At 65.4% G+C, this 19,358-nt stretch carries 17 protein-coding genes; 5 read left to right on the top strand and 12 right to left on the bottom strand.

Features of this window, described 5'->3' with window-relative positions; translation table 11 throughout:
* Positions 1 to 111: 111 nt before the first annotated feature.
* Entirely contained in the window at positions 112 to 1,200 is a 1,089-nt protein-coding gene (locus ASG84_RS23830) for a M23 family metallopeptidase (RefSeq protein ID WP_235581815.1), read from the top strand.
* A gap of 84 nt (positions 1,201 to 1,284) precedes the next feature.
* Here the strand turns inward: ASG84_RS23830 and ASG84_RS23825 are convergent, their stop codons facing one another.
* From ASG84_RS23825 to ASG84_RS23795, 7 genes are all read right to left on the bottom strand, one after another.
* On the bottom strand, positions 1,285 to 2,241 hold the full coding sequence (locus ASG84_RS23825; protein ID WP_057479445.1) for a cytochrome c oxidase assembly protein: 957 nt from the start codon (positions 2,239 to 2,241) through the stop codon (positions 1,285 to 1,287).
* Positions 2,242 to 2,251: 10 nt separating this feature from the next.
* Positions 2,252 to 2,851: a copper resistance CopC family protein gene (locus ASG84_RS23820; RefSeq protein WP_057479444.1), complete on the bottom strand. Its 600-nt coding sequence runs from the start codon at positions 2,849 to 2,851 to the stop codon at positions 2,252 to 2,254.
* Positions 2,852 to 2,945: 94 nt separating this feature from the next.
* Positions 2,946 to 4,718, bottom strand: coding sequence for an aa3-type cytochrome oxidase subunit I (ctaD, locus tag ASG84_RS23815; protein WP_057479443.1), 1,773 nt, complete (start codon positions 4,716 to 4,718; stop codon positions 2,946 to 2,948).
* An 86-nt stretch (positions 4,719 to 4,804) separates the two neighbouring features.
* The gene (locus ASG84_RS23810) at positions 4,805 to 5,761 is read right to left on the bottom strand and encodes a M56 family metallopeptidase (RefSeq protein ID WP_057479442.1); all 957 of its coding nucleotides are present in this window, start codon (positions 5,759 to 5,761) and stop codon (positions 4,805 to 4,807) included.
* On the bottom strand, positions 5,758 to 6,111 hold the full coding sequence (locus ASG84_RS23805) for a BlaI/MecI/CopY family transcriptional regulator (RefSeq protein ID WP_057479441.1): 354 nt from the start codon (positions 6,109 to 6,111) through the stop codon (positions 5,758 to 5,760). Before ASG84_RS23805 ends, ASG84_RS23810 begins: the two co-directional genes overlap by 4 nt.
* Before the next feature lie 25 nt (positions 6,112 to 6,136).
* Complete coding sequence (locus ASG84_RS23800; RefSeq protein WP_082521196.1) at positions 6,137 to 6,934, bottom strand: M23 family metallopeptidase; 798 nt, start codon at positions 6,932 to 6,934, stop codon at positions 6,137 to 6,139.
* A gap of 495 nt (positions 6,935 to 7,429) precedes the next feature.
* Positions 7,430 to 9,469 (bottom strand): cytochrome c oxidase assembly protein, encoded by a 2,040-nt coding sequence (locus ASG84_RS23795; protein WP_057479440.1) that lies wholly within the window; start codon positions 9,467 to 9,469, stop codon positions 7,430 to 7,432.
* Between the two features lie 238 nt (positions 9,470 to 9,707).
* Between ASG84_RS23795 and ASG84_RS23790 the strand changes: the two genes are divergently transcribed.
* Entirely contained in the window at positions 9,708 to 10,631 is a 924-nt protein-coding gene (locus ASG84_RS23790) for a cation diffusion facilitator family transporter (RefSeq protein WP_032370892.1), read from the top strand.
* Positions 10,632 to 10,813: 182 nt separating this feature from the next.
* On the opposite strand, the gene ASG84_RS23785 is transcribed toward ASG84_RS23790, so the two are convergent.
* Positions 10,814 to 11,227 carry a Rieske (2Fe-2S) protein gene (locus tag ASG84_RS23785; protein ID WP_057479439.1) on the bottom strand — a complete coding sequence of 138 codons (414 nt, stop codon included), beginning with the start codon at positions 11,225 to 11,227 and terminating at the stop codon, positions 10,814 to 10,816.
* 205 nt (positions 11,228 to 11,432) lie between these two features.
* Positions 11,433 to 11,948, bottom strand: a complete 516-nt coding sequence (gene lspA, locus ASG84_RS23780) for a signal peptidase II (protein WP_052057172.1) — start codon at positions 11,946 to 11,948, stop codon at positions 11,433 to 11,435.
* A 319-nt stretch (positions 11,949 to 12,267) separates the two neighbouring features.
* Here lspA and lnt point away from each other — a divergent pair, with 319 nt between their 5' ends.
* Genes lnt through ccsB form a run of 3 tightly spaced genes read left to right on the top strand, consistent with a single transcriptional unit; the run spans position 12,268 to position 16,366 of the window.
* Positions 12,268 to 13,746, top strand: coding sequence for an apolipoprotein N-acyltransferase (gene lnt, locus ASG84_RS23775; protein ID WP_235581827.1), 1,479 nt, complete (start codon positions 12,268 to 12,270; stop codon positions 13,744 to 13,746).
* A gap of 27 nt (positions 13,747 to 13,773) precedes the next feature.
* Complete coding sequence (gene resB, locus ASG84_RS23770; RefSeq protein ID WP_057479544.1) at positions 13,774 to 15,399, top strand: cytochrome c biogenesis protein ResB; 1,626 nt, start codon at positions 13,774 to 13,776, stop codon at positions 15,397 to 15,399.
* Between the two features lie 4 nt (positions 15,400 to 15,403).
* Positions 15,404 to 16,366 carry a c-type cytochrome biogenesis protein CcsB gene (gene ccsB, locus ASG84_RS23765; RefSeq protein ID WP_032386878.1) on the top strand — a complete coding sequence of 321 codons (963 nt, stop codon included), beginning with the start codon at positions 15,404 to 15,406 and terminating at the stop codon, positions 16,364 to 16,366.
* A gap of 9 nt (positions 16,367 to 16,375) precedes the next feature.
* On the opposite strand, the gene ASG84_RS23760 is transcribed toward ccsB, so the two are convergent.
* From ASG84_RS23760 to ASG84_RS23750, 3 genes are read right to left on the bottom strand one after another with little or no spacing between them, the layout of a single operon-like run.
* Positions 16,376 to 16,717 carry a DUF3703 domain-containing protein gene (locus tag ASG84_RS23760; protein WP_268793505.1) on the bottom strand — a complete coding sequence of 114 codons (342 nt, stop codon included), beginning with the start codon at positions 16,715 to 16,717 and terminating at the stop codon, positions 16,376 to 16,378.
* A gap of 6 nt (positions 16,718 to 16,723) precedes the next feature.
* On the bottom strand, positions 16,724 to 18,931 hold the full coding sequence (locus tag ASG84_RS23755; protein WP_057479437.1) for a heavy metal translocating P-type ATPase: 2,208 nt from the start codon (positions 18,929 to 18,931) through the stop codon (positions 16,724 to 16,726).
* Complete coding sequence (locus tag ASG84_RS23750; RefSeq protein WP_032370896.1) at positions 18,924 to 19,322, bottom strand: ArsR/SmtB family transcription factor; 399 nt, start codon at positions 19,320 to 19,322, stop codon at positions 18,924 to 18,926. The genes ASG84_RS23755 and ASG84_RS23750 overlap by 8 nt, the downstream gene beginning before the upstream one ends.
* Positions 19,323 to 19,358 lie beyond the last annotated feature (36 nt).

The following is a 19,358-nucleotide window of genomic DNA, read 5'->3' as shown; positions in this document are numbered from 1 at the left end:
AGCGTGTGACAGAAGGGGCTTGTGGTGTCGATGGGACCACGCAACACTGACCCACGGCCGACACGGCATCCACTGCGGTCGCGACCGGCATTCAACGAGAAGGGTGACCACGTGAACAACGCGGGAAAGACGACGCCGAGCGGCGGTCGACGTCGCGCATGCCGAGGTGCGCGGACATACGTGATCGTCGGTGTCGCACTCGGTGCGGTGTTCCTGCACGCCCCGGTAGCCGGAGCGAATCCGGGTCAACCGGCCGCGAAGTCCGGGGACGAGGTCGAAGGTCAGCAGACCGCCGACGCCGTCAGCCGGTTGATCCGCCTGGCCGATCGGGCCGCGACAATCGGTACCGATCCGATCGCGGTGGCAGATCTCGCAGCTTTCGCATCCTCGTCGTGGGCCGCCGCCCAGGCCGGCGGTGTCATCGCGGACACCGCCGGCCCCGTGTCCGCGTCGGCAGGATGCATCGTCGACGCCATCGCCCGAGGAGTGTCGAATGCCCCGGCGCAGTCCCTGTCCTGCCTGGCCCCGTTGGCTACTCTCGACCCACTCCTGGCCCTTCGTATCGCCACATCGCTCCAGGTCGACGCCCTCGACCCCGCGGTCCCGCACGACGGCGACCGAGGGGGGGAACAGGATCCGGTGACGGGCAACACCGGCCGCGATTCGCCCGTGCCAGACACCACTGCGCCTGAGACGAGTGTGCCTGAGACGACTGCGCCCGAAGATTCTGTTCCTGATGCAGCACAGCAGCGAGGTTCCACGTCCGGTGGCTCGGCCACCTCCCGAGGTACTGCGTCTGCTGTCGCACCCAGCGGTGGACTGGTCACCTCGAACTTCGGCACCCGGAGCGGGACACAACACGGCGGTGTCGACATCGCCGACTCACTGGGCTCGCCGATCGTCGCCGCGGCCGACGGGACTGTCATCAGCGCCGGGCCCGCGCAGGGCTTCGGGCTGTGGGTTCGGATCAGACACGACGATGGATCGATCACCACCTACGGGCACAACAACGGAAATTCGGTCACGGTGGGTCAGCGCGTCCGTAAGGGCGATCGGATTGCAGAGGTCGGGAACCGCGGTAATTCGACGGGTCCGCACCTGCATTTCGAGACCACATCTCCCGCGGGGCAGAAGGTCGATCCGCAAGCCTGGCTCGGTGAGCGGGGAGCCAGAATCGGGGCGGGCACACGTGCGCGATGAATGCGCCCGATCGTGCCCTTGCCAGTAAGCGCGATCAGGCGATGAGGTCGCGGCAGTCCCCGAGCGCAGGACGGCCGCGACAGCTCAGGTGCGTTGACTGGTCTCGCTACCGATCTTTTTCAGGAAATCGTTGTAGGCGTTGAGTTCGCTGTACCCGTCCTCTTCGGCGTGCCGGTCCGCGGCAGCCGATTCCTCTTTTTCGTCCCGGTTCCACCGAATACAGAAGATGAGCACGACCAGCAATGCCACCGGCTCACCGTAGGACCACGCCAACGCTCCGGCGAGCTTCTGATCGGATACCGGATCTATGCCCCATTCCGGGGGTGGGAAGGCGAATGTGGCCAGCATGGGGGTGCTCGACATCATCAAGATGACACCGAAGAACACGTGCAGCGGCATCTCGACGAACAGGTCGAACAACCGGCCCAGATTGCTCTGCCGAACGGGGAGGGGGCCGACGGCGAGCACAGGGATGATGAACAGCAGCCCGCTGGCGAAGAAGAAGATCTCCATCGACACGTGGCCGATGACTGTGACCGCGAGAACATCGAAGATCGACGACAGATACAGGCCGTAGTAACTGAAGAGGAACAGCGGGATCGTCAGACCTGGATGTAGTGCGATGCGCCCGGCGCGGCTCCGCAAACCTGTCAAGGCGGCGATGAGTACCCATCGGCCGACGCCGTAGTGGGAGGTGGCCCGCAGCAGTAGCCGTCCAGGGGAGCCGACCACCAGCAAGGGTGGAACAAGCATCGACAACGTCAGATGCTGGAACATGAACACGCTGAACAGGCTGTAGCCGTAGCGTTCGATCTGCAGTCCGGTCACCAGGACCAGCGCCGCGCAGCCGATGAGGAAGCTGAAACTGCGCCCGCGCGACCATTCGATACCGCGGCGTTGGATCCGAATCAGTCCCCAGCAGTACAGCCCGGCCATCACGATGCCGGCGATCGGCAGGATCGGGAGCGGTGGAAGATCCCAGCTCAGTAGCGCTGCCAGCGTCGGGGGAGCCTGTGGGGGATCGACGGCAGCGATGTTCATCGGCACCCTGTCATTGTTTGTTCTTGCCTCGGATCACCAGGGTCAGGGCGATAGCGGCGAGCGCGATAACCGTGATGCCCACGATGGAGAGCAGCATCATGGTGTTCTGTTTCGGTGGCCGGTCTTCGCTGGCGGAGGGATTGTTGGGATCGTAGGGCTGCGTCGCCGTGGTAAAAGGAGTCGGCGAGGTCGAGGTCGCACCGCTCTGCGACTGCTGTGCAGCGGCGTCCTGAGGGGTGGCGGTCGCCGCAACGTCGACGGAGAAACCGTACGACCCGGTGATCGGGTGCCCGTCCGCGGAGGTGACACGGTAGCCGACGGTGTACTCCCCGTTGGGGAGTCCGTCCTGGAGCAGGACCGATACGTCGGGGCCCTCGACCGTGGCCGTTCCCTGTGCCCACTGAGTGTCGCCAGGACCCACGACGCTGATGGTCGCGAACGATTCGTTGATGTCCTGGTTGAACACCAGACCGACACCGATCGGCGCGAACTCGAGTGTGGCATCGGCGGGCGGGTCGGAGCTGACCAGCTCACTGTGCGCCGACGCCGGCGCTGCAGCGAACAATGCTGTCCCGCAGATCATCACAGCGATCAGCATCAGACGTTTCACGTGGGGTACTCCTCTGTATCGAGCCCGACCCAACAACTACGGGACATAGTAGTAGGGAGGGCGGTTTAGCGGTGGGTCACTTCTGCGGCGATGGTTATTTCACCGGGTCCGGCGGATCGGATCGTTCACGGCCGGCGATGGCTTCGGTGATCACTTCCGAGGGCGCGATCGAATCCGAGTGCGGGCCACCGACGTGCTGCTCGGCGCGGATGCGTTCGACCATGTGCGGATAGTGAAGCTCGAACGCCGGCCGCTCGGAGCGGATTCGGGGCATCTCGGTGAAGTTGTGCCGCGGTGGTGGGCAACTGGTCGCCCACTCGAGGGAGTTACCGAATCCCCAGGGGTCGTCGACGGTGACCACTTCGCCGTAGCGGTAGCTCTTGAAGACGTTCCAGATGAACGGCAGCGTCGAGGCTCCGAGAACGAACGATCCCACGGTCGAGACCTGGTTGAGGGTGGTGAACCCGTCGGACGGGAGATAGTCGGCGTAGCGGCGCGGCATTCCTTGCGCTCCGAGCCAGTGCTGGACGAGGAAGGTGGCGTGGAATCCGAGGAACGTCATCCAGAAGTGCCACTTGCCCAGTCGTTCGTCGAGCATGCGGCCGGTCATCTTCGGGAACCAGAAGTAGATGCCCGCATAGGTCGCGAACACGACCGTTCCGAACACGACGTAGTGGAAGTGCGCGACGACGAAATAGGTGTCGGTGACGTTGAAATCGATGGGCGGGCTCGCCAGGAGCACTCCGGACAACCCGCCGAAGACGAACGTGATCAGGAATCCGATGGAGAAGAGCATGGGGGATTCGAGGGTGACCTGGCCGCGCCACATGGTGCCGATCCAGTTGAAGATCTTCACCCCGGTCGGCACGGCGATGAGGAAGGTCATGAACGAGAAGAACGGCAGCAGCACGGCGCCGGTGGCATACATGTGGTGCGCCCACACCGCGATGGACAGAGCTGCGATGCCGACGGTGGCGTAGATCAGACCCTTGTACCCGAAGATGGGTTTGCGGGAGAAGACCGGGAAGATCTCCGAGACGATTCCGAAGAACGGTAGCGCGATGATGTAGACCTCGGGGTGACCGAAGAACCAGAACAGGTGCTGCCAGAGCAACGCCCCGCCGTTGGCGGGATCGAAGATGTGGGTGCCGAGTTTACGGTCGGCGAGCAGGCCCATCAGCGCTGCGGTCAGCAGTGGGAACGCCAGCAGGATCAGGATCGAGGTCACCAGGATGTTCCAGGTGAAGATCGGCATGCGGAACATCGTCATTCCCGGTGCGCGCAGGCACACCACGGTGGTGACCATGTTGACCCCGCCCAGGATGGTGCCCAGGCCTGCGATGAGCAGGCCCACGATCCACAGGTCGGATCCGATACCGGGGGAGTAGACGGCGCTGCTCAACGGGGTGTACGCGGTCCAGCCGAAGTCGGCGGCACCGCCGGGGCTGATGAACCCGGCGGTGGTGACCAGTGCGCCGAACAGGTAGAGCCAGTAGGAGAAGGCATTGAGCCGGGGGAAGGCGACATCGGGTGCGCCGATCTGCAGCGGCAGGATGTAGTTGCCGAAGCCGAAGACGATCGGGGTGGCGTAGAGCAGCAGCATGATCGTGCCGTGCATGGTGAAGAGCTGGTTGTACTGCTCGTTGGAGAGGAACTGCATTCCCGGGACGGCGAGTTCGGAGCGCATGATCAAGGCCATGAGGCCGCCGACGAGGAAGAATCCGAACGAGGTCACCAGATACATCAGTCCGATGACCTTCGGATCGGTGGTGGTGACCATCGTGTGCAGGAACGACCCCTTGCGTGCCCCGCGGGGTGGATAGGGGCGAACCGCCGGCGCAGCCGGAGGAGATGTCAGCGCCGTCATGGAACCACCTTCGAATCGCACGCGAATTACAGGACGCGTCCGACAGCCTAGCTCAAATACTATGCACCATAGTATTTAGGGGTGGTTCAAGTCAGCAGGACCGCGCACGCTGCGGCGGAGACCGCACTGAGGGTGAGGATTGCAATGGCGGCCGGCACCACGAGCGGCAGCACGGCGGCGGCAGCGTAAGCGCCTGCTCCGGTTCGGCTCGGTGTTTGCGCGCTCGTGTCGAGGTGATGCAACCGCGCGGCGGTCGAGTCCCCGATCAGGCCCAACGCCCACAGTGGCCGCGCTGAATGCGCCTGCGAGACCGTCGACAAGGCCGAACGCACAGTGTCGGCGCTGGTGACCGCGGCCGCGGTCCGGTCCGCGGCGACCTCGACCAGAACCCGCACCGCTGCAGGTGCTGCGGCGAACAGGGGAACGCGAGGAAGTGCTTTGGCCAGGATCTCGCAGATGTTGACGATGCGGTGGTGTCGCCCGCGCAGGTGGGCACGTTCGTGTGCGATCACAGCTCGCTGCTGATCGGGATCGAGATGGGCGAGCAGGCCTTCGGTGGCCACGACGTAGCCCGGGCGACCGTCGATGCTGTAGGCCAGCGGGAGCGGGTGGTCGAGCCACATGATCGGTTCGGGTCCGGGGTCCGTGCGCGCGACGACGGCGATGACATCGCGGTGATAGTCGCGGACTTTGGACCGGGCTCGAAGCTGACGGCGAGTCGAGCGCAGGACGCGCGCCGACGCCGACGCCGCGAGGACGACCGATGCCCCGGCTACAGCTTCCCCGATCCACGGCTGGGCCGCGTGTTGCAGCGATCCCAGACAGCGGACGGCAAGTTCGACCATGCCCTCGGCGGGCGCATGGCCGGGCCAGAGCAACACGGTCACCGCGGATCCCACGAGAAACAGCACCCCGGCGATGCTGCCGATCCATGCGGTCAAGGCGAGAGTGGGGCTCACGGTGCGGGTGAGAGAGGTCAACGGCTGCGGCAGGGCGACGGCCGCGATGATCGCCGCGAGGAGCAACACCAGCGCGACGATCACCGGTTCACGTCCGGCAGGTTCCCCCGCAGAGCGTCGAGCTCGTCGTCGGTGACGGTTTTCGCGAAATGCATCAGCACCGCGGCCGAATCGGTACTGGTGTCGAGGATTTCGCGCAGCGCCTGCGAGGTGGCCTCCGCGCGCGACTGCACCGGGGAGTACAGGTACGCGCGTGACTGCTTGGTCCGCTCGACCCACCCCTTCTCGTGGAGATGGGTCACGACGGTCAGGATCGTGGTGTAGGCGGGGTTTCTGTCGGCCATGAGTTCACGCAGGTCGTGGACCGACTGCGGTCCATCGCATTCCCAGAGCACGTTCATCACCTCCGCTTCGAGATCACCGAGCCTTTTCATCGCCAGTTCTTCTTTCCTCGTCGTGTCAGCTGATATCGACTCCGCGTGCCGACAGCCACGCCGTCGGGTCGGACTTGGCACCGTCGGGTTGCCACACTTCGTAATGCAGGTGGGGTCCGGTGGATTGGCCTCGGTTGCCTACCGTAGCAATGAGCTCGCCGGCTTTCACGCGTTGACCGGCGGTGACGAGCGCCTGGTCTATGTGCCCGTACACCCCGATCGTGCCGTCGTCCTGACGAATACGCACCCACAGGCCGAACCCTTGCGCCGGCCCTGATTCGATGACCTCACCGTCGGTCACCGATACGATCGGCGTCCCGATCGTATTGGCGATGTCGAGTCCGTAATGCGTTGTCCCCCAACGTGGCCCAGAACTGGAGGTCAATGTGCCCGACACCGGCACCACCGAGAGCGGGCGGCGCGCCTCGGCGTCGCGTGCTGCGCGCTCCGCCGCCCGAACTCCCCCCTCGGCGAGTTGCTCGGTCATGCGCTGCGCGAGTCGGCCGACGTCGAGATCGGGCAACTGCAACACCTGCGGGGGTGAGGCAACGACCGGGCTCGGCGGCAGGACGCCGGCGGGAGGTCGATCGATACTCGCAGCGCTCAGTGCCACACTGTCCTGCGACCCGGTGTTCGGAGACGTCGCTGCCGCGGAAAGGAAGGCACCGACCGCGACCGACGCAGCGATGGCGCGGCCACCCGGCTTCGGCACCCGGCGGCGATGAAGTCCGCGGCGAGCACTTCGCGACACGGGCTGGACTACATCGCGGTCACCCTCGTTGTGCGTCGTCTCGTCCGGACCGGCCACGTGCGCCGCCCACATCGACGCGGTAGCGCCCGCGCCCGCGGTGTCCCAGGCGTCGCTGACCGCGTGAACGGTTCCATCCGGTGCGGGCGTCTGCGCCGCGGGCGTGTGCTCGTCCTCCGACAGAGTGTCGGAGTACCCGGCATCGGCGGGCGACTCGGTCACGAAACGTGAGGGTGCGAAGTCGGCCCGTCGATGACGGGGGCGATCGGTGAGCGCCGTCGGCCTGTGGCCGACGGGCATCGAGATCACGCCGGCGCGCGCCGGCGCTGCGCAGTCGTCGTCGATCGGATCGGGTGTGCGGTGTCGGGCCAAGATCACAATCCTTGGTGGCTACGAGGCCGAGGCCTCGCTCGAGATAACGAAATGGTGACGGTCAGGCCACAGGTTACTACTATCGACCATAGTTTTTCCATCCCACTCGACCCGGATTCGCCCATACCGCTGGTCACGGTCCTCGGAGGACATCCCCCGCACTGCGGCGACTCTGACCGTGAACGGATTCTGCGGGTATCAGGGGTGATCCCGCCGAGAGGACAGGCCACCGAGCATGGTGTTGTACGCCTCGAGTTCGGTATCACCTTGATCGTCGATTCGGCGATCTCGTTGCCGTGCCGCGCTCTCGTCGGCCGCCGACCACCGGACCGCGGCGAGAACCGCGGCAGCGAGCAACGGCAACTCGCCGATGCCCCACGCAAGAGTGCCGCCGCGCCGCTGGTCGGCCAGCAGGTCTGCGTTCCAATCCAGACGCAGTCCGCTGTAGAAGCTCGCTCCGAGCGCGGTCTCGAGATCGATCGTCACGACGAGGAAGAATGCGAACCCGGCCAACGCGGTGATACTCGCGAGCAACTTCGTCAGTCCCGCGATCGGTCTCGGTACCGGGTCTTCGCCGACCGTGCCCCAGAACATCACCATCCCGACGGTCAGGAACCAGCCCTTCATCACCATGTGTGCCACATGCGAGTCGGCGACGGTGTCGAACACTCCGCCGGGGTAGAGCAGGTAGAAGCTGCTCAGGAACACCGTGGTGCTGACCCACGGGTGGATCGCGATCCGGGCTGCTCGGCTGTGCCATGCAGCCCGGAGCCATTCGCGCGAGCCCGGTGCGTCGGCTGCCGGCGCGGTCGGCAGGACCGAGGCGAACAAGGTGGCCGGTCGGCCGAGGACCAACAGCAACGGCACGGCGATGGCGACCGCGGTCAGTCCCGCCATGTGCACGCTGAACATCGCCGGGCTGTAGAGCCCGACCCCGGACGAGGTCGCCACGAGCAGCACCGCAGTGCCCGTCAACCAGCTCGCTGTCCACCGCCTCTGCCATGGCAGGCCTACCCGCCGGCGGCGCCGCACGGCCACCAGGTACAGGACGGCCGCGATCACCGCAGCGGAGCCGAACACCAGGTCGAAACGCCACTCGAACGCCAACCGCGCAGCGGTGGGCGGGCCGTCCAACACGTAGCCCAAGGCTTCTTCGTGCGCCTGAGGTAGCGAGGCGTCCTGCGGCGGGGGCGGGGGAGTGCGACCGAGTGCAACCGCCAGGCCCACTGTGGTGACGAGAACGAGGGTCTCGATCATCGACAACGTGATCAGGGATCTGCGGTTCTCGGGATCGTGGGCCAGAGCGCCGACCGTTCGTCGTCGCTGTATCCACCCGAGGGTCCCCACGATCGCCAGGGCTGCGATCTTCGCCAGTATCAGAGCGCCGTACGTCGAATCCCACAGCGACGTCACGGGTACTCGCACGGCAGCGTTGACCACTCCGGAGACCGCCATGATCACGAACGCAACCAGAGCGAGCGTCGAGTAGCGGCGGGTCGCGACGGCAAGGTGTCCACCCCCGCGCAGCGCATGAGCGAGAAGTGCGAGGAGTCCGCCAACCCACAGAGCGGCGGCGAGGATGTGCAGGATCAACGAGTTCGTCGCGATGTCGTGATTGCCGCCGGTCGAGGAGTGGCCGGTGACCGCGCGCGGGATCAACGCGAGCATCGACAGGGCGAACAAGGCGGGGGTCCACCGATGCCGCAACACTGCCGCGCATGCTGCGGCGGTGATCGCCGCGACCGCAGAGGTGATGGCCCATGCAGTGGAGGCCTCGACATCGCCGATCGCACCGAGGAACTGCACCGGTTGCGCCGCAACGGATCCGACAGGTTGACCCGACGCGTCCGAGAGTGTCAGCGGCACCAACGCCGCCGCGCACACCGCCCACACAGCGGAGGCCTTCGCCGCGGTGCGGACGGCGATGTACCCGTCGATGGCGAGCACACCCGACATTTGGGGAGGAACGAGGAACGCTGCGAGAAGCAACGACCCCACCGCCACGACCGCGGCTACCTCTCCGAGCGCGGTCAGCGCCGGAATACCGTAGGTCGTGATCGGTCCCGGATCGGGAAGCCCGAGCAGAATCAGCGCCTGCGACGTCGACAACGCCGCGAGCGCAGCGGCCACCACTGCCGCGATCGCGGCCCACAGCAGCATCACCTGCGAACCGGAGCGTCGATTCACCGGACCGCGGGTCGAGAGTGCGGCTTCGGTGGCCATGTCGTCGGTGGCCATGACGCGGCACCCCTTACGTGGATGATGTGTGGCGGGAAAACTGTCGGCCGGCAATATCGGCACGGCTGCGCGACCAAGTCGCGCAACCGAGATCGAACTACTACGAATCATAGTTCTGCGCCGACGCAGTGCGGCCGCGCGGGCAGCAGCTTCCAGCGAACACGACACTTGCATATATGCGCATATCGCAATATGTTGTGTTCCTGCTATCGAACCACGCCGAGAAGGGGTACCCACGATGGGACACGGACATGGCCACGGGATAGAGCCGGGATCGCCGGCGAGCGCATCCGGTAAGCACCTCGGGCGACTGTGGATCGCTGTCGGTCTCGGGGCGGTTACGTTGGTGACGCAGGTGGTAGTGGGTCTGTCCACCTCGTCGCTGGCGTTGTTGTCCGATTCCGCACACGTGTTCACCGACGTGTTCGGGGTCTTGATGGCGATCGTGGCGATCACACTCGCACAGCGGCAGTCTCGCAAGACCGGCCGCACGTTCGGACTGTATCGAGCCGAAGTGTTCGCGGCTCTGTTCAATGCAGTGCTGCTCTTCGGTGTCGCTGGGTGGATTCTCTACGAAGCCGCGCAACGCATCACGAACCCACCGGAGGTGCCCGGGATTCCGGTCATGTTGGTGGCACTGCTCGGTCTGGCCATGAACCTCATCGCGTTCCTCCTTCTGCGTAGTGGTGCGAAAGAGAGCCTCAATGTTCGGGGTGCGTATCTGGAGGTGATGGCGGACATGCTCGGCTCGATCGGAGTGCTCGTCAGCGGACTGGTCACCGTCGTGTTCGGGTGGCGGTACGCCGACCCGGTCATCGCGGTCGCCATCGGGTTGTTCGTTTTGCCGCGTGCATTCACTCTGGGGCGTCATGCCGTACGAATTCTGCTGCAACACGCTCCGTCGGGCATCGATGTCGCCGCCGTGGAAAAGGCCCTGACCGGTGTCGACGATGTCGAAGAGGTACACGATCTGCACATCTGGACACTGACGTCGGGGATGGAGGTCGCTTCGGCGCATCTGACGGTCGCCCCGGAGGCCGAGACACCCCGGGTGCTCGCTGCAGCGCAGCAGGTTCTCCGCGACGAGTTCGGTCTCGAACACGCCACTGTGCAGGTCGAACCCCAGGAAGGCGAAGGCCGTTGCCGAGAGGTCAATTGGTAGGCAGGTCTCGACCCGGTGCGAGATCGGCACGCCGTGCTGTCGTCGACACGGCAGCGATGTACCGGAACCGGCACCAGTCGGGTGGGGGCACAGAGTGGGTCCTCGATTGCCGCACATCGGCCCGGTCGACACCGTTCACCCCGAACCCGTCCACCTCGCATGTTCGGCCGCCCGGTGATGGATCAGTCGACTGTGAGGGTATCTACGGTTCTGGTCACGGCGCGGTTCGGCAGTGGCTCGGTAGCGGGGCTGCGCACGACCACCCCGTCGGTGATCGAGAAGGCACTGTTGTGGCAGGGGCACTCGATCGTGCCGTTGCGGACTCGGTTCACTGTGCACCCTTGGTGAGAACAGATAGCCGAGAAGGCCCGGAAGGTACCGGGTTCCGGTTGGGTGACGACGACCTGCCGGTCGGCGAGCACGATTCCACCGCCGACAGGAACATCGTTCACCGACAAGGTGATGGGACCGTCGGAAGCGGTGTCCTCACCGGACGGGGCTTCGCCGACGCTGCATCCGGCGGCAGCCAGGCACGCTGTAGCGCAGCTCGTAGCGAGAAAAATACGGCGCGGTAGCGCCGGGATGTTGTCGCTCATGCAGCAGGTTCCCCTCGGTGCGCCTCGGTGCGCCTCGGCGAGCGAGAGGCGACGATCGCTTGTCGGTGGTTGTGGTCGAATATGTTTCGAGCCGTTCCGGTGTCGATCACTCTCACTGTTCGAGCGAATCAGCAAGATTGTCCTGTCGCGAATGTGTCTGCACTGCAGGGCATTCGATTCGAGCACCGAGGTATCTCATGCAAGTTCACGATTCGGCGCTGTCGGGCACTGCGGGCCGAGGGGTAATCTTTGTGGCCTCTCGCGTGAACAGTGCCGCCCCGATCATCAGCACCACCCCGCAGGTGATGTAGATGTCGGCGAGGTTGAATGTCGGCCACCAACCGGTGTGAAAGTAATCGGTGACCGCGCCGTCGAGGAGCCGGTCGAGGACATTCGAGAGTGCACCGGCGAGGACCAACGACAGCGCTGCCGTGGTGACCGGACCCGCGTGAGGCGCGGTACGCCACCCGTAGATCGCCAACCCGGTGGTGATCGACGCCGTCACGGCGACGACGACCCACACGGGCAGAGAATCACCCAGGCTGAACGCCATTCCGCGATTGAAGGCCAGTCGCAGCTCGAGTATCCGCAGCGGAATCGTCGAGCCGGACAACGCCGCCTGCGCCCAGTAGTCGACCAGTAGAGCGGCAGCGACCAGAGCCAGGACAAGGGCGGTTGCGGCGGCGCGGAGCCGAGCGGCTGCGATGGGGGAGCGGGTCACTGGTCCTCGTTCTCGGGTGTACACCGTGCGTACGTCCGGGTGCACCGCAGACGGTGCAGGTGACCCCGGATTTGCCAACACTTGAAATACTATGCACCATAGTAGTTGATGAATACCGTCGATTTCTCCGCCACCCGATGCGTCGTGTCGCCGTGAGGGCGGCGGCACCCTCGTCATGAGGGCGATGCCCGATGCCGAACCCGGGCCCGGACCGTCCTGCGTCGACCGAGGTCGAGTGTGGCGGCTGTATCGGACAAGTCGAGGTGAAGGGCCCCGAACCTGGGCACGTCTGACCGCAGCGGCAACTTCGGGGCTGGCGATGTACGCCACGTTCCCGCCCCTAGATCTGTGGTTTCTCGCTCCGGTAGCAATTGCAATGCTGCTGTTGGCTGTGCGCGGGCGAGGGGCGCGTGCGGGGGCCGGCTACGGCTTCGTTGCCGGCTCGGCGTTCTTCGTGCCTCTGCTGCCGTGGGTGGGGGAGTACGTCGGATCGGTGCCGTGGCTGGCGCTGGCCGTCGTTCAAGCCCTCTTCGTGGCGATGTTCGGCGCAGTAGCGGATCGGATGTCGCGACTGCCGTGGGGGCCGGTCTGGGTGGCGAGCGCCTGGGTGGCGATGGAAGCGGCACGATCTAGGATCCCGTTCGGCGGATTCCCCTGGGGCCGCATCGCATTCGGTCAATCCGACGGGCCGCTGCTGCCTCTGGCTGCGTTGATCGGCGCACCGGGGTTGTCGTTCGTCGTGGTGCTGATCGGGTCCGCTCTGGCCGGCGCTGTTGCCTCCGATCGCATCACCCGCAGAACTGCAGCAGCGTCGTGCATCGGTGCGGCCACTGCTGTAGGGGCGCTCACGATGGTGGCCCCACTGTTCGCTCCGCCGCAGCAGGACACGGTCACCGTCGCCTTGGTGCAAGGCAACGTCCCGCGGCTCGGTCTCGACTTCAACGCCCAACGACGAGCGGTGCTCGACAACCACGTTCAGCGCACCATCGAGCTCGCCGACGACATCGACTCCGGCCGCGTACGCGCACCCGATCTGGTCATCTGGCCGGAGAACTCCTCCGACATCGACCCCCTGCGCAACCCCGATGCCGCCGCACGAATCGACGCCGCGGCCCGCGCCGTCGGTGTGCCCATTCTCGTCGGCACGGTACTACGCCAGGGCGACGGCACCACCACGAACACCTCGATCGTGTGGGATCCGGTCACCGGCCCAGGGCAGAGGCACGACAAACGGCAACTGGTGCCGTTCGGCGAATACCTGCCGCTCCGCACGATCGTCACCGCACTCTCTCCCTACGCCGCCCAAGCAGGACGCTTCGTTCCGGGTCAGGGCAACGGCGTCGTCGACCTCGCCGGAGTGCCCGTCGCGGTGGCCACCTGCTACGAGGTCGCCTTCGACGCATTGCTCACCGACTCCGTCCGCGCCGGTGCCCAGCTGATCGCAGTGCCGACCAACAACGCCACCTTCGGTCGGACGAACATGACCTATCAACAACTCGCCATGTCACGGGTACGAGCGGTCGAACACGGGCGCAGCGTCGTCGTTTCGGCCACCAGCGGCGTCAGCGCCGTCATCGATGCACGCGGGGAGGTCGTCGAGCGCACGGAGCTGTTCACCCCCGCAGCTGTCGTCACCGAGGTGTCACTGAGCACCACGCTCACCCCGGCGACGATCACCGGCAACGTTCCGGAATGGATTGCCGCCACCGGCGCTGTTGCGGCACTGGCGTTCTCGCTGCTGCGCCGACCACGCTCCACCACACCGAACCCGCAAACTACTATGTCGCGTAGTATTTAGATGGTGGTCGGTGAAGGGCGTGCGGAGATGACGATCGACGAACACCCCAGTGCGCACTCGCCGAGACTGGTGCGCAGAACGGTGGCGATGCTGCGCAACCGGTGGCGACAACTGACGTCGATGCGTACAGCGTTGGTGCTGCTGTTTCTTCTCGCCGCCGCAGCAATCCCCGGCGCACTGCTGCCGCAGCGCAATCTCAATACCCAGGCCGTCGATGCCTACATCGCCGCGCGCCCGGCTCTCGGGCCGGTGATGGACACACTGGAATTGTTCGACGTGTTTGCAAGTTCCTGGTTCACCGCGATCTACGTCCTGCTGTTCGTGTCGCTGATCGGCTGTCTGACTCCGCGGTTGATCGAGCACGGTAAAGCTCTTCGCGCACAACCTGTTCGAGTACCCCGAAATCTCACTCGACTACCGTTGCATCATTCGGGCACCCTCGCCGGTGACCCCGAGAAGGTGATTGCCGACATCGCGCCGCACTTGAAAGGGTGGCGTACCGTCGTTCGGCCCGAGCCCGATGGGGCACTGACTCTCTCGGCCGAGAAGGGCTATACCCGCGAGGCCGGGAACTTGCTCTTCCACTTCTCGCTGATCGGTCTGCTCGCCGCTATCGCCATCGGCAAACTGTTCGGCTACGAAGGCTCGGTCATCGTCATCGCCGACAACGGACCCGGTTTCTGCAACACCTCTCCCGCCGTCTACGACTCCTTCCGTGCTGGCAACAGCACTGACGGCACCGGACTCGAGCCGTTCTGTATCCGGGTCAAGGACTTCACCGCCGACTACCTCGACAATGGTCAGGCCGAGATGTTCACCTCGAACATCTCCTACCAGAGCGCCGACGACATCGCCGCCGACACCTGGCGCGATTACCAACTCAAAGTCAACGAACCCCTCCGGCTCGGCGACGAACGCATCTACCTCACCGGACACGGCTATGCCCCCGAGTTCACCGTCACCTTCCCCGACGGCCAGACCCGCACCGAAGCCATGCAGTTCCGCCCCGACGACGCCACCACGTTCCTCAGCAGCGGCGCGCTGCGATTCGACCCACCCGGGGGGACCTACGCCACCGCCGACGAACGCCGCCGAGGCCAGATCGCCATCGAAGGACTCTTCGCGCCCACCGCGCAATTCAACGGGAATCTGCTCTCCTCTCGCTTCCCGGAATTGGTCGATCCCGCTGTGGCAGTGGACATCTACAAGGGCGACACCGGTCTCGACACCGGCATCCCGCAGTCGATCTTCTCCCTGGACCAGGAGATGATCAACCAGGGTCGGCTGGTCAAGCAGGACCGGGTCAACCTGCGGCCCGGAGAATCGACAACCCTCTCCGACGGCACTCTCGTCCGGTTCGACGGTGCCAAGGAATTCGCGAATCTCCAGGTCGGATACGACCCCGCGCAGAGGTGGGTCCTCGTGTTCGCGGTCACGATGATGACCGGACTACTGGTGTCCCTGGTCATCACACGCCGTCGCATCTGGTTCCGGGCCCACCTTGGCGAACACGGACTCTCGCGAGTGGACATGGGCGGCCTGGCTCGCACCGATCACGCCGGCTGGGGACCCGAATTCCAGACCCTCCGGTCACAGATCTGGCCGCAGGCAACCCCGAGCGACTCCGAGACCCACGACAGAGAAACGGTGTAACACCATGCCGATCGACGACACCCTCGCTCGTTGGAGCGACATCAGCTTCGAGACCGCCTTCGTGGTCTATCTCCTCGCAGCAATCGCATTCCTCGGTCAGCTCGCGTCGACCCGTAGCGCGGAGCTGCACAATATGGAGCGACTGCGCACGCGGGTGATCGCAGTGACATCGTCGACGCCCGGTCGCATTCCCGACGCACCCCGGCGGGTTCCGTCCGAACGCATGGGCCGTACCGGACTCGGGCTGGTGATGGTGGCGCTGACGTTGCATGTCGGGTCGATCGTTCTTCGCGGGATCGCCGCCAGCAGGCCGCCGTGGGGCAACATGTACGAATTCGTCTCGGTCACCTGCGCGGCCGGTGTACTGGCTGCACTGGTGGTGCTGCGCTCGAAGCAGCTGCGCACCCTGTGGTTGTTCGTTCTGGTGCCGACGTTGATCCTCCTGTTCGTCGCCGGTACCGTGCTGTACGCCAACGCAGCACCGGTGGTACCGGCACTGCAGTCGTACTGGCTGCCGGTGCACGTCTCGATCGTCTCGCTCGGCAGCGGGGTGTTCTTGATCTCCGGGGTTGCGAGCGCGCTGTTCCTGATCCGGATGAAGCATCCCGAGGCCTCGGGGAGCAGAATGAGCCGAATCGTCGCCCGTCTGCCCTCCGCGCAGACTCTGGACATCCTGGCGTACAAGACCACGATCTTCGCATTTCCACTCTTCGGCGTCGGCGTCATCCTCGGCGCCATTTGGGCCGAAGCCGCATGGGGCCGATTCTGGGGCTGGGACCCGAAAGAAACGGTCTCCTTCATCACCTGGATCGTCTACGCCTCCTACCTGCACGCCCGCGCCACCAGCGGATGGCGCAACACCCGCGCAGCATGGATCAACATCGCTGGATTCGTGGCGATGCTGTTCAACCTGTTCATCATCAACATGGTCGTCTCAGGCCTACACTCCTACGCAGGCCTGAACTGATGACTCCCGCTACGTGCCCCCCAGCGCGTCCGCAAGGTCCTTCGGAATGGGCATCGGCGACATCAGTCCCGCCTCGACCCGGCCGGTGTTACCGGCCGGGTATCGCCCCGACCACGATCCTGGAGCAGCGACCACGATCCGAATCAACTGGCCCCAGGATTCGCGCCGATCATGTTCTGTCACCGCAGCTTTCAACATCGCGGCGTGGTTGCGAGTATGCAACCACGGATAGGGCTGCGAGAGGATGTGTGCTCGTTCGAGGTGGTACCAGCGCACCTCTGTTGTCGATGCCCCTGCTGCTGCGGTCATTTCGATCCCGTAGAGCCTGCGCGCAGTCCGATCACCTCTCACAGGTCTCTACCTCTTTCCGCGGAAGAGTTCGCCGTACGCGGGGGTCGATGTGCAGCAGGTACATCCATCCGAGCACCCGGAGCTGCCATCGTCTGCTCCGATCGCCGACGGTGACGTTGCGGTGGTGGAGGCCAGTAGGTTCCCAGATGCGAGAGGTGAGATGTTCCTCGGCGTCGGAGCCGGAGCACAGCAGGCATCCTCGAAGGCCGCTGCGGGCGCGATCGTGACGTTGAGGGCACCGGACGCCGCGGGCGGTGGCACGAACCCGTCCAAGGGCGTGGTGCGGGCGGCGCGAATCGCATTGGCAATGACCAGGACTTCGGCGAGTTCGTGGACGAGCACCACAGTGGCCAAGCCCAGGACACCGGTAGCAGCCAGTGGGACGAGCACGCCGATGATGGCAATCGACAAGGCGATGTTCTCGATCATGATGCGCCGGGCGCGTCGAGCGTGGGCCAGCACCTGCGGTAGATGCCGGAGGTCTTCCCCCATGAGGGCAACATCGGCGGTCTCGATGGCAACGTCAGTTCCCATCGCGCCCATGGCGATACCGACATCTGCGGTCGCCAAGGCGGGAGCGTCGTTGATGCCGTCGCCGACCATCGCAATCTTGCGTCCGGCCGCGATGTCGGTCAGCAGGGCCGCTTTGTCCTCGGGCAGTAGTTCGGCGTGGACGGCGGTGATGCCCGCCTGGGTCGCCAGCGCCTGCGCAGTGAGCGCGTTGTCGCCGGTGAGCATCGCAGTGTCGATACCGAGCGCGGTGAGTTGGCGGACAGCCTCGGCGGCCTCGGGCCGCAGTTCGTCGCGGACGGCGATCGCAGCGATCAGAACTCCGGCGCGTTCGACGAGAACGACTGTGGCACCGCTGCTCTGGAGACGAGCGACGTCGGCGTGGAACTCCTCGGAGCTGGGGTGTGTGTCGAACCAGCTCGGTTTCCCGAGCCTGATCGCGGAGCCGTCGAGGGTGCCGGTCAGGCCGTGCCCGGCGATGGCAGTGACATCATCGGCTGCCGCGACGGTCGATACGGAGGCCAGTACGGCGCGGGCGAGTGGATGCTCGCTGCGCGCTTCGAGCGCAGCAGCAACGGCCAGCGCGGCGTTGCGGCTGATTCCCGCAGCGGTGACGACGTCGACGACCTCCGGTCGTCCTGCGGTGAGGGTGCCGGTCTTGTCCAAGGCGACGACGCGAATGCGGCCCAGCTCTTCCACTGCTGCACCGCCTTTGATCAATGCCCCGTTGCGGCTCGCAGCCCCGATCGCCGCCACCACCGACAGCGGCACCGAGATGGCCAACGCGCACGGTGATGCCGCGACCAGGACCACCAGTGCGCGTTCGAGCCACAACATGGGGTCACCGAGCACCGCACCGACGCCGGCGACGAGTACGGCGAGAATCATGATCGAGGGCACGAGCGGACGTGCGATACGGTCCGCGAGCCGTTGGCCGGCCCCTTTGCGGTCCTGGGCCTGTTCGACGATGCGGACGATGCGAGCAAGCGAACTCTCCGATGCCGGCGCGGTGACGGTGACCTCGATGGCCCCGCCGCCGTTGATGGCACCGGCATGCACCTCGTCACCGACACCGGCTTCGATGGGCACGGACTCGCCGGTGATCGCAGACACGTCCAGATTCGTCGAACCGCGAGCGATGGTGCCGTCCGTGGCAGCTCGCTCACCCGGCAGCAGCACCATGATGTCCCCGATCACGACATCGTCGGGGGACAGGGCCTGCTCGGTTCCACCGCGCAGGACAGATACCGTCGGCGGCACCAAGGACAGGAGTGCGCGCAGTCCGCGGCGGGTCTTGGTGACCGCGTATTCCTCGAGCCCCTCGGCGACGGAGAACAAGATACCGAGCATCGCGGCCTCGGGGATCTGGCCCAATGCGATGGCACCGAGGAGCGCGATCGTCATCAGCGTGCCGACACCGATGCGTCCGTGTCGCAGATTTCTCACCGTCGCGGGAACGAAGGTGACGGCGGCGATCGCGGCAGCGATCAGAGCGCCGACGGTCGCAACCGCATCGGCACCCGTTCGACCGAGCAACCACGATGCGCCCAGGATGATCGCGGCGGCCGAGGCGAGTTGCAGCTCGCGGACCTGCCACAACCTCGGGAGTGCATCGGTTGGAGCTGGACCTCCCGTGCCCGCACCGTCAGCAGTGGATTCGGTGGTCGGCGCTGCCTGGGTAGGTCCGCAGCACGCGTCAGCCATGATCGACCCCGGTGACTTCAGCGACGATCGAGGTGGTGGGCAGTACCTCGGTCAGTGTCGCGAGCAGTCGGGTGCCGCGGTCGGTGAGCGCATACATGACCAACTTTCCGTCTCTGTTCGATGTGACGGCGTCCGCGGCTTTGAGTTTGCGGAGATGGTGGGAGACCAGCTTCTGGCTCTGTCCCACGATCCACGCGATGTCGCAGCCACACATCTGCCCGCCGGCGTTCAACGCGAGCGCGATGGTCAGTCGGGTGGGGTCGCCGAATGCTCGGGCAGCGTCGGCGACCGGTTCGATATCGCCGAGCGCGGGCAGAGTAGCGCGAACCCTCTCGGCGTGAGGGAGGTCCATACACAACAGATCGCACGAGTCCAGAGGTTCCAAGGCCATGGGCACAATCTAACAATCATGCGATCGTTAGGGAAG

Origin of the sequence: Rhodococcus sp. Leaf278 (assembly GCF_001426085.1) — a bacterium.
Classification (GTDB): domain Bacteria; phylum Actinomycetota; class Actinomycetes; order Mycobacteriales; family Mycobacteriaceae; genus Rhodococcoides.
Note: the sequence above shows the minus strand (reverse complement) of the source record. Positions and strands in the feature narration are given on the sequence as shown.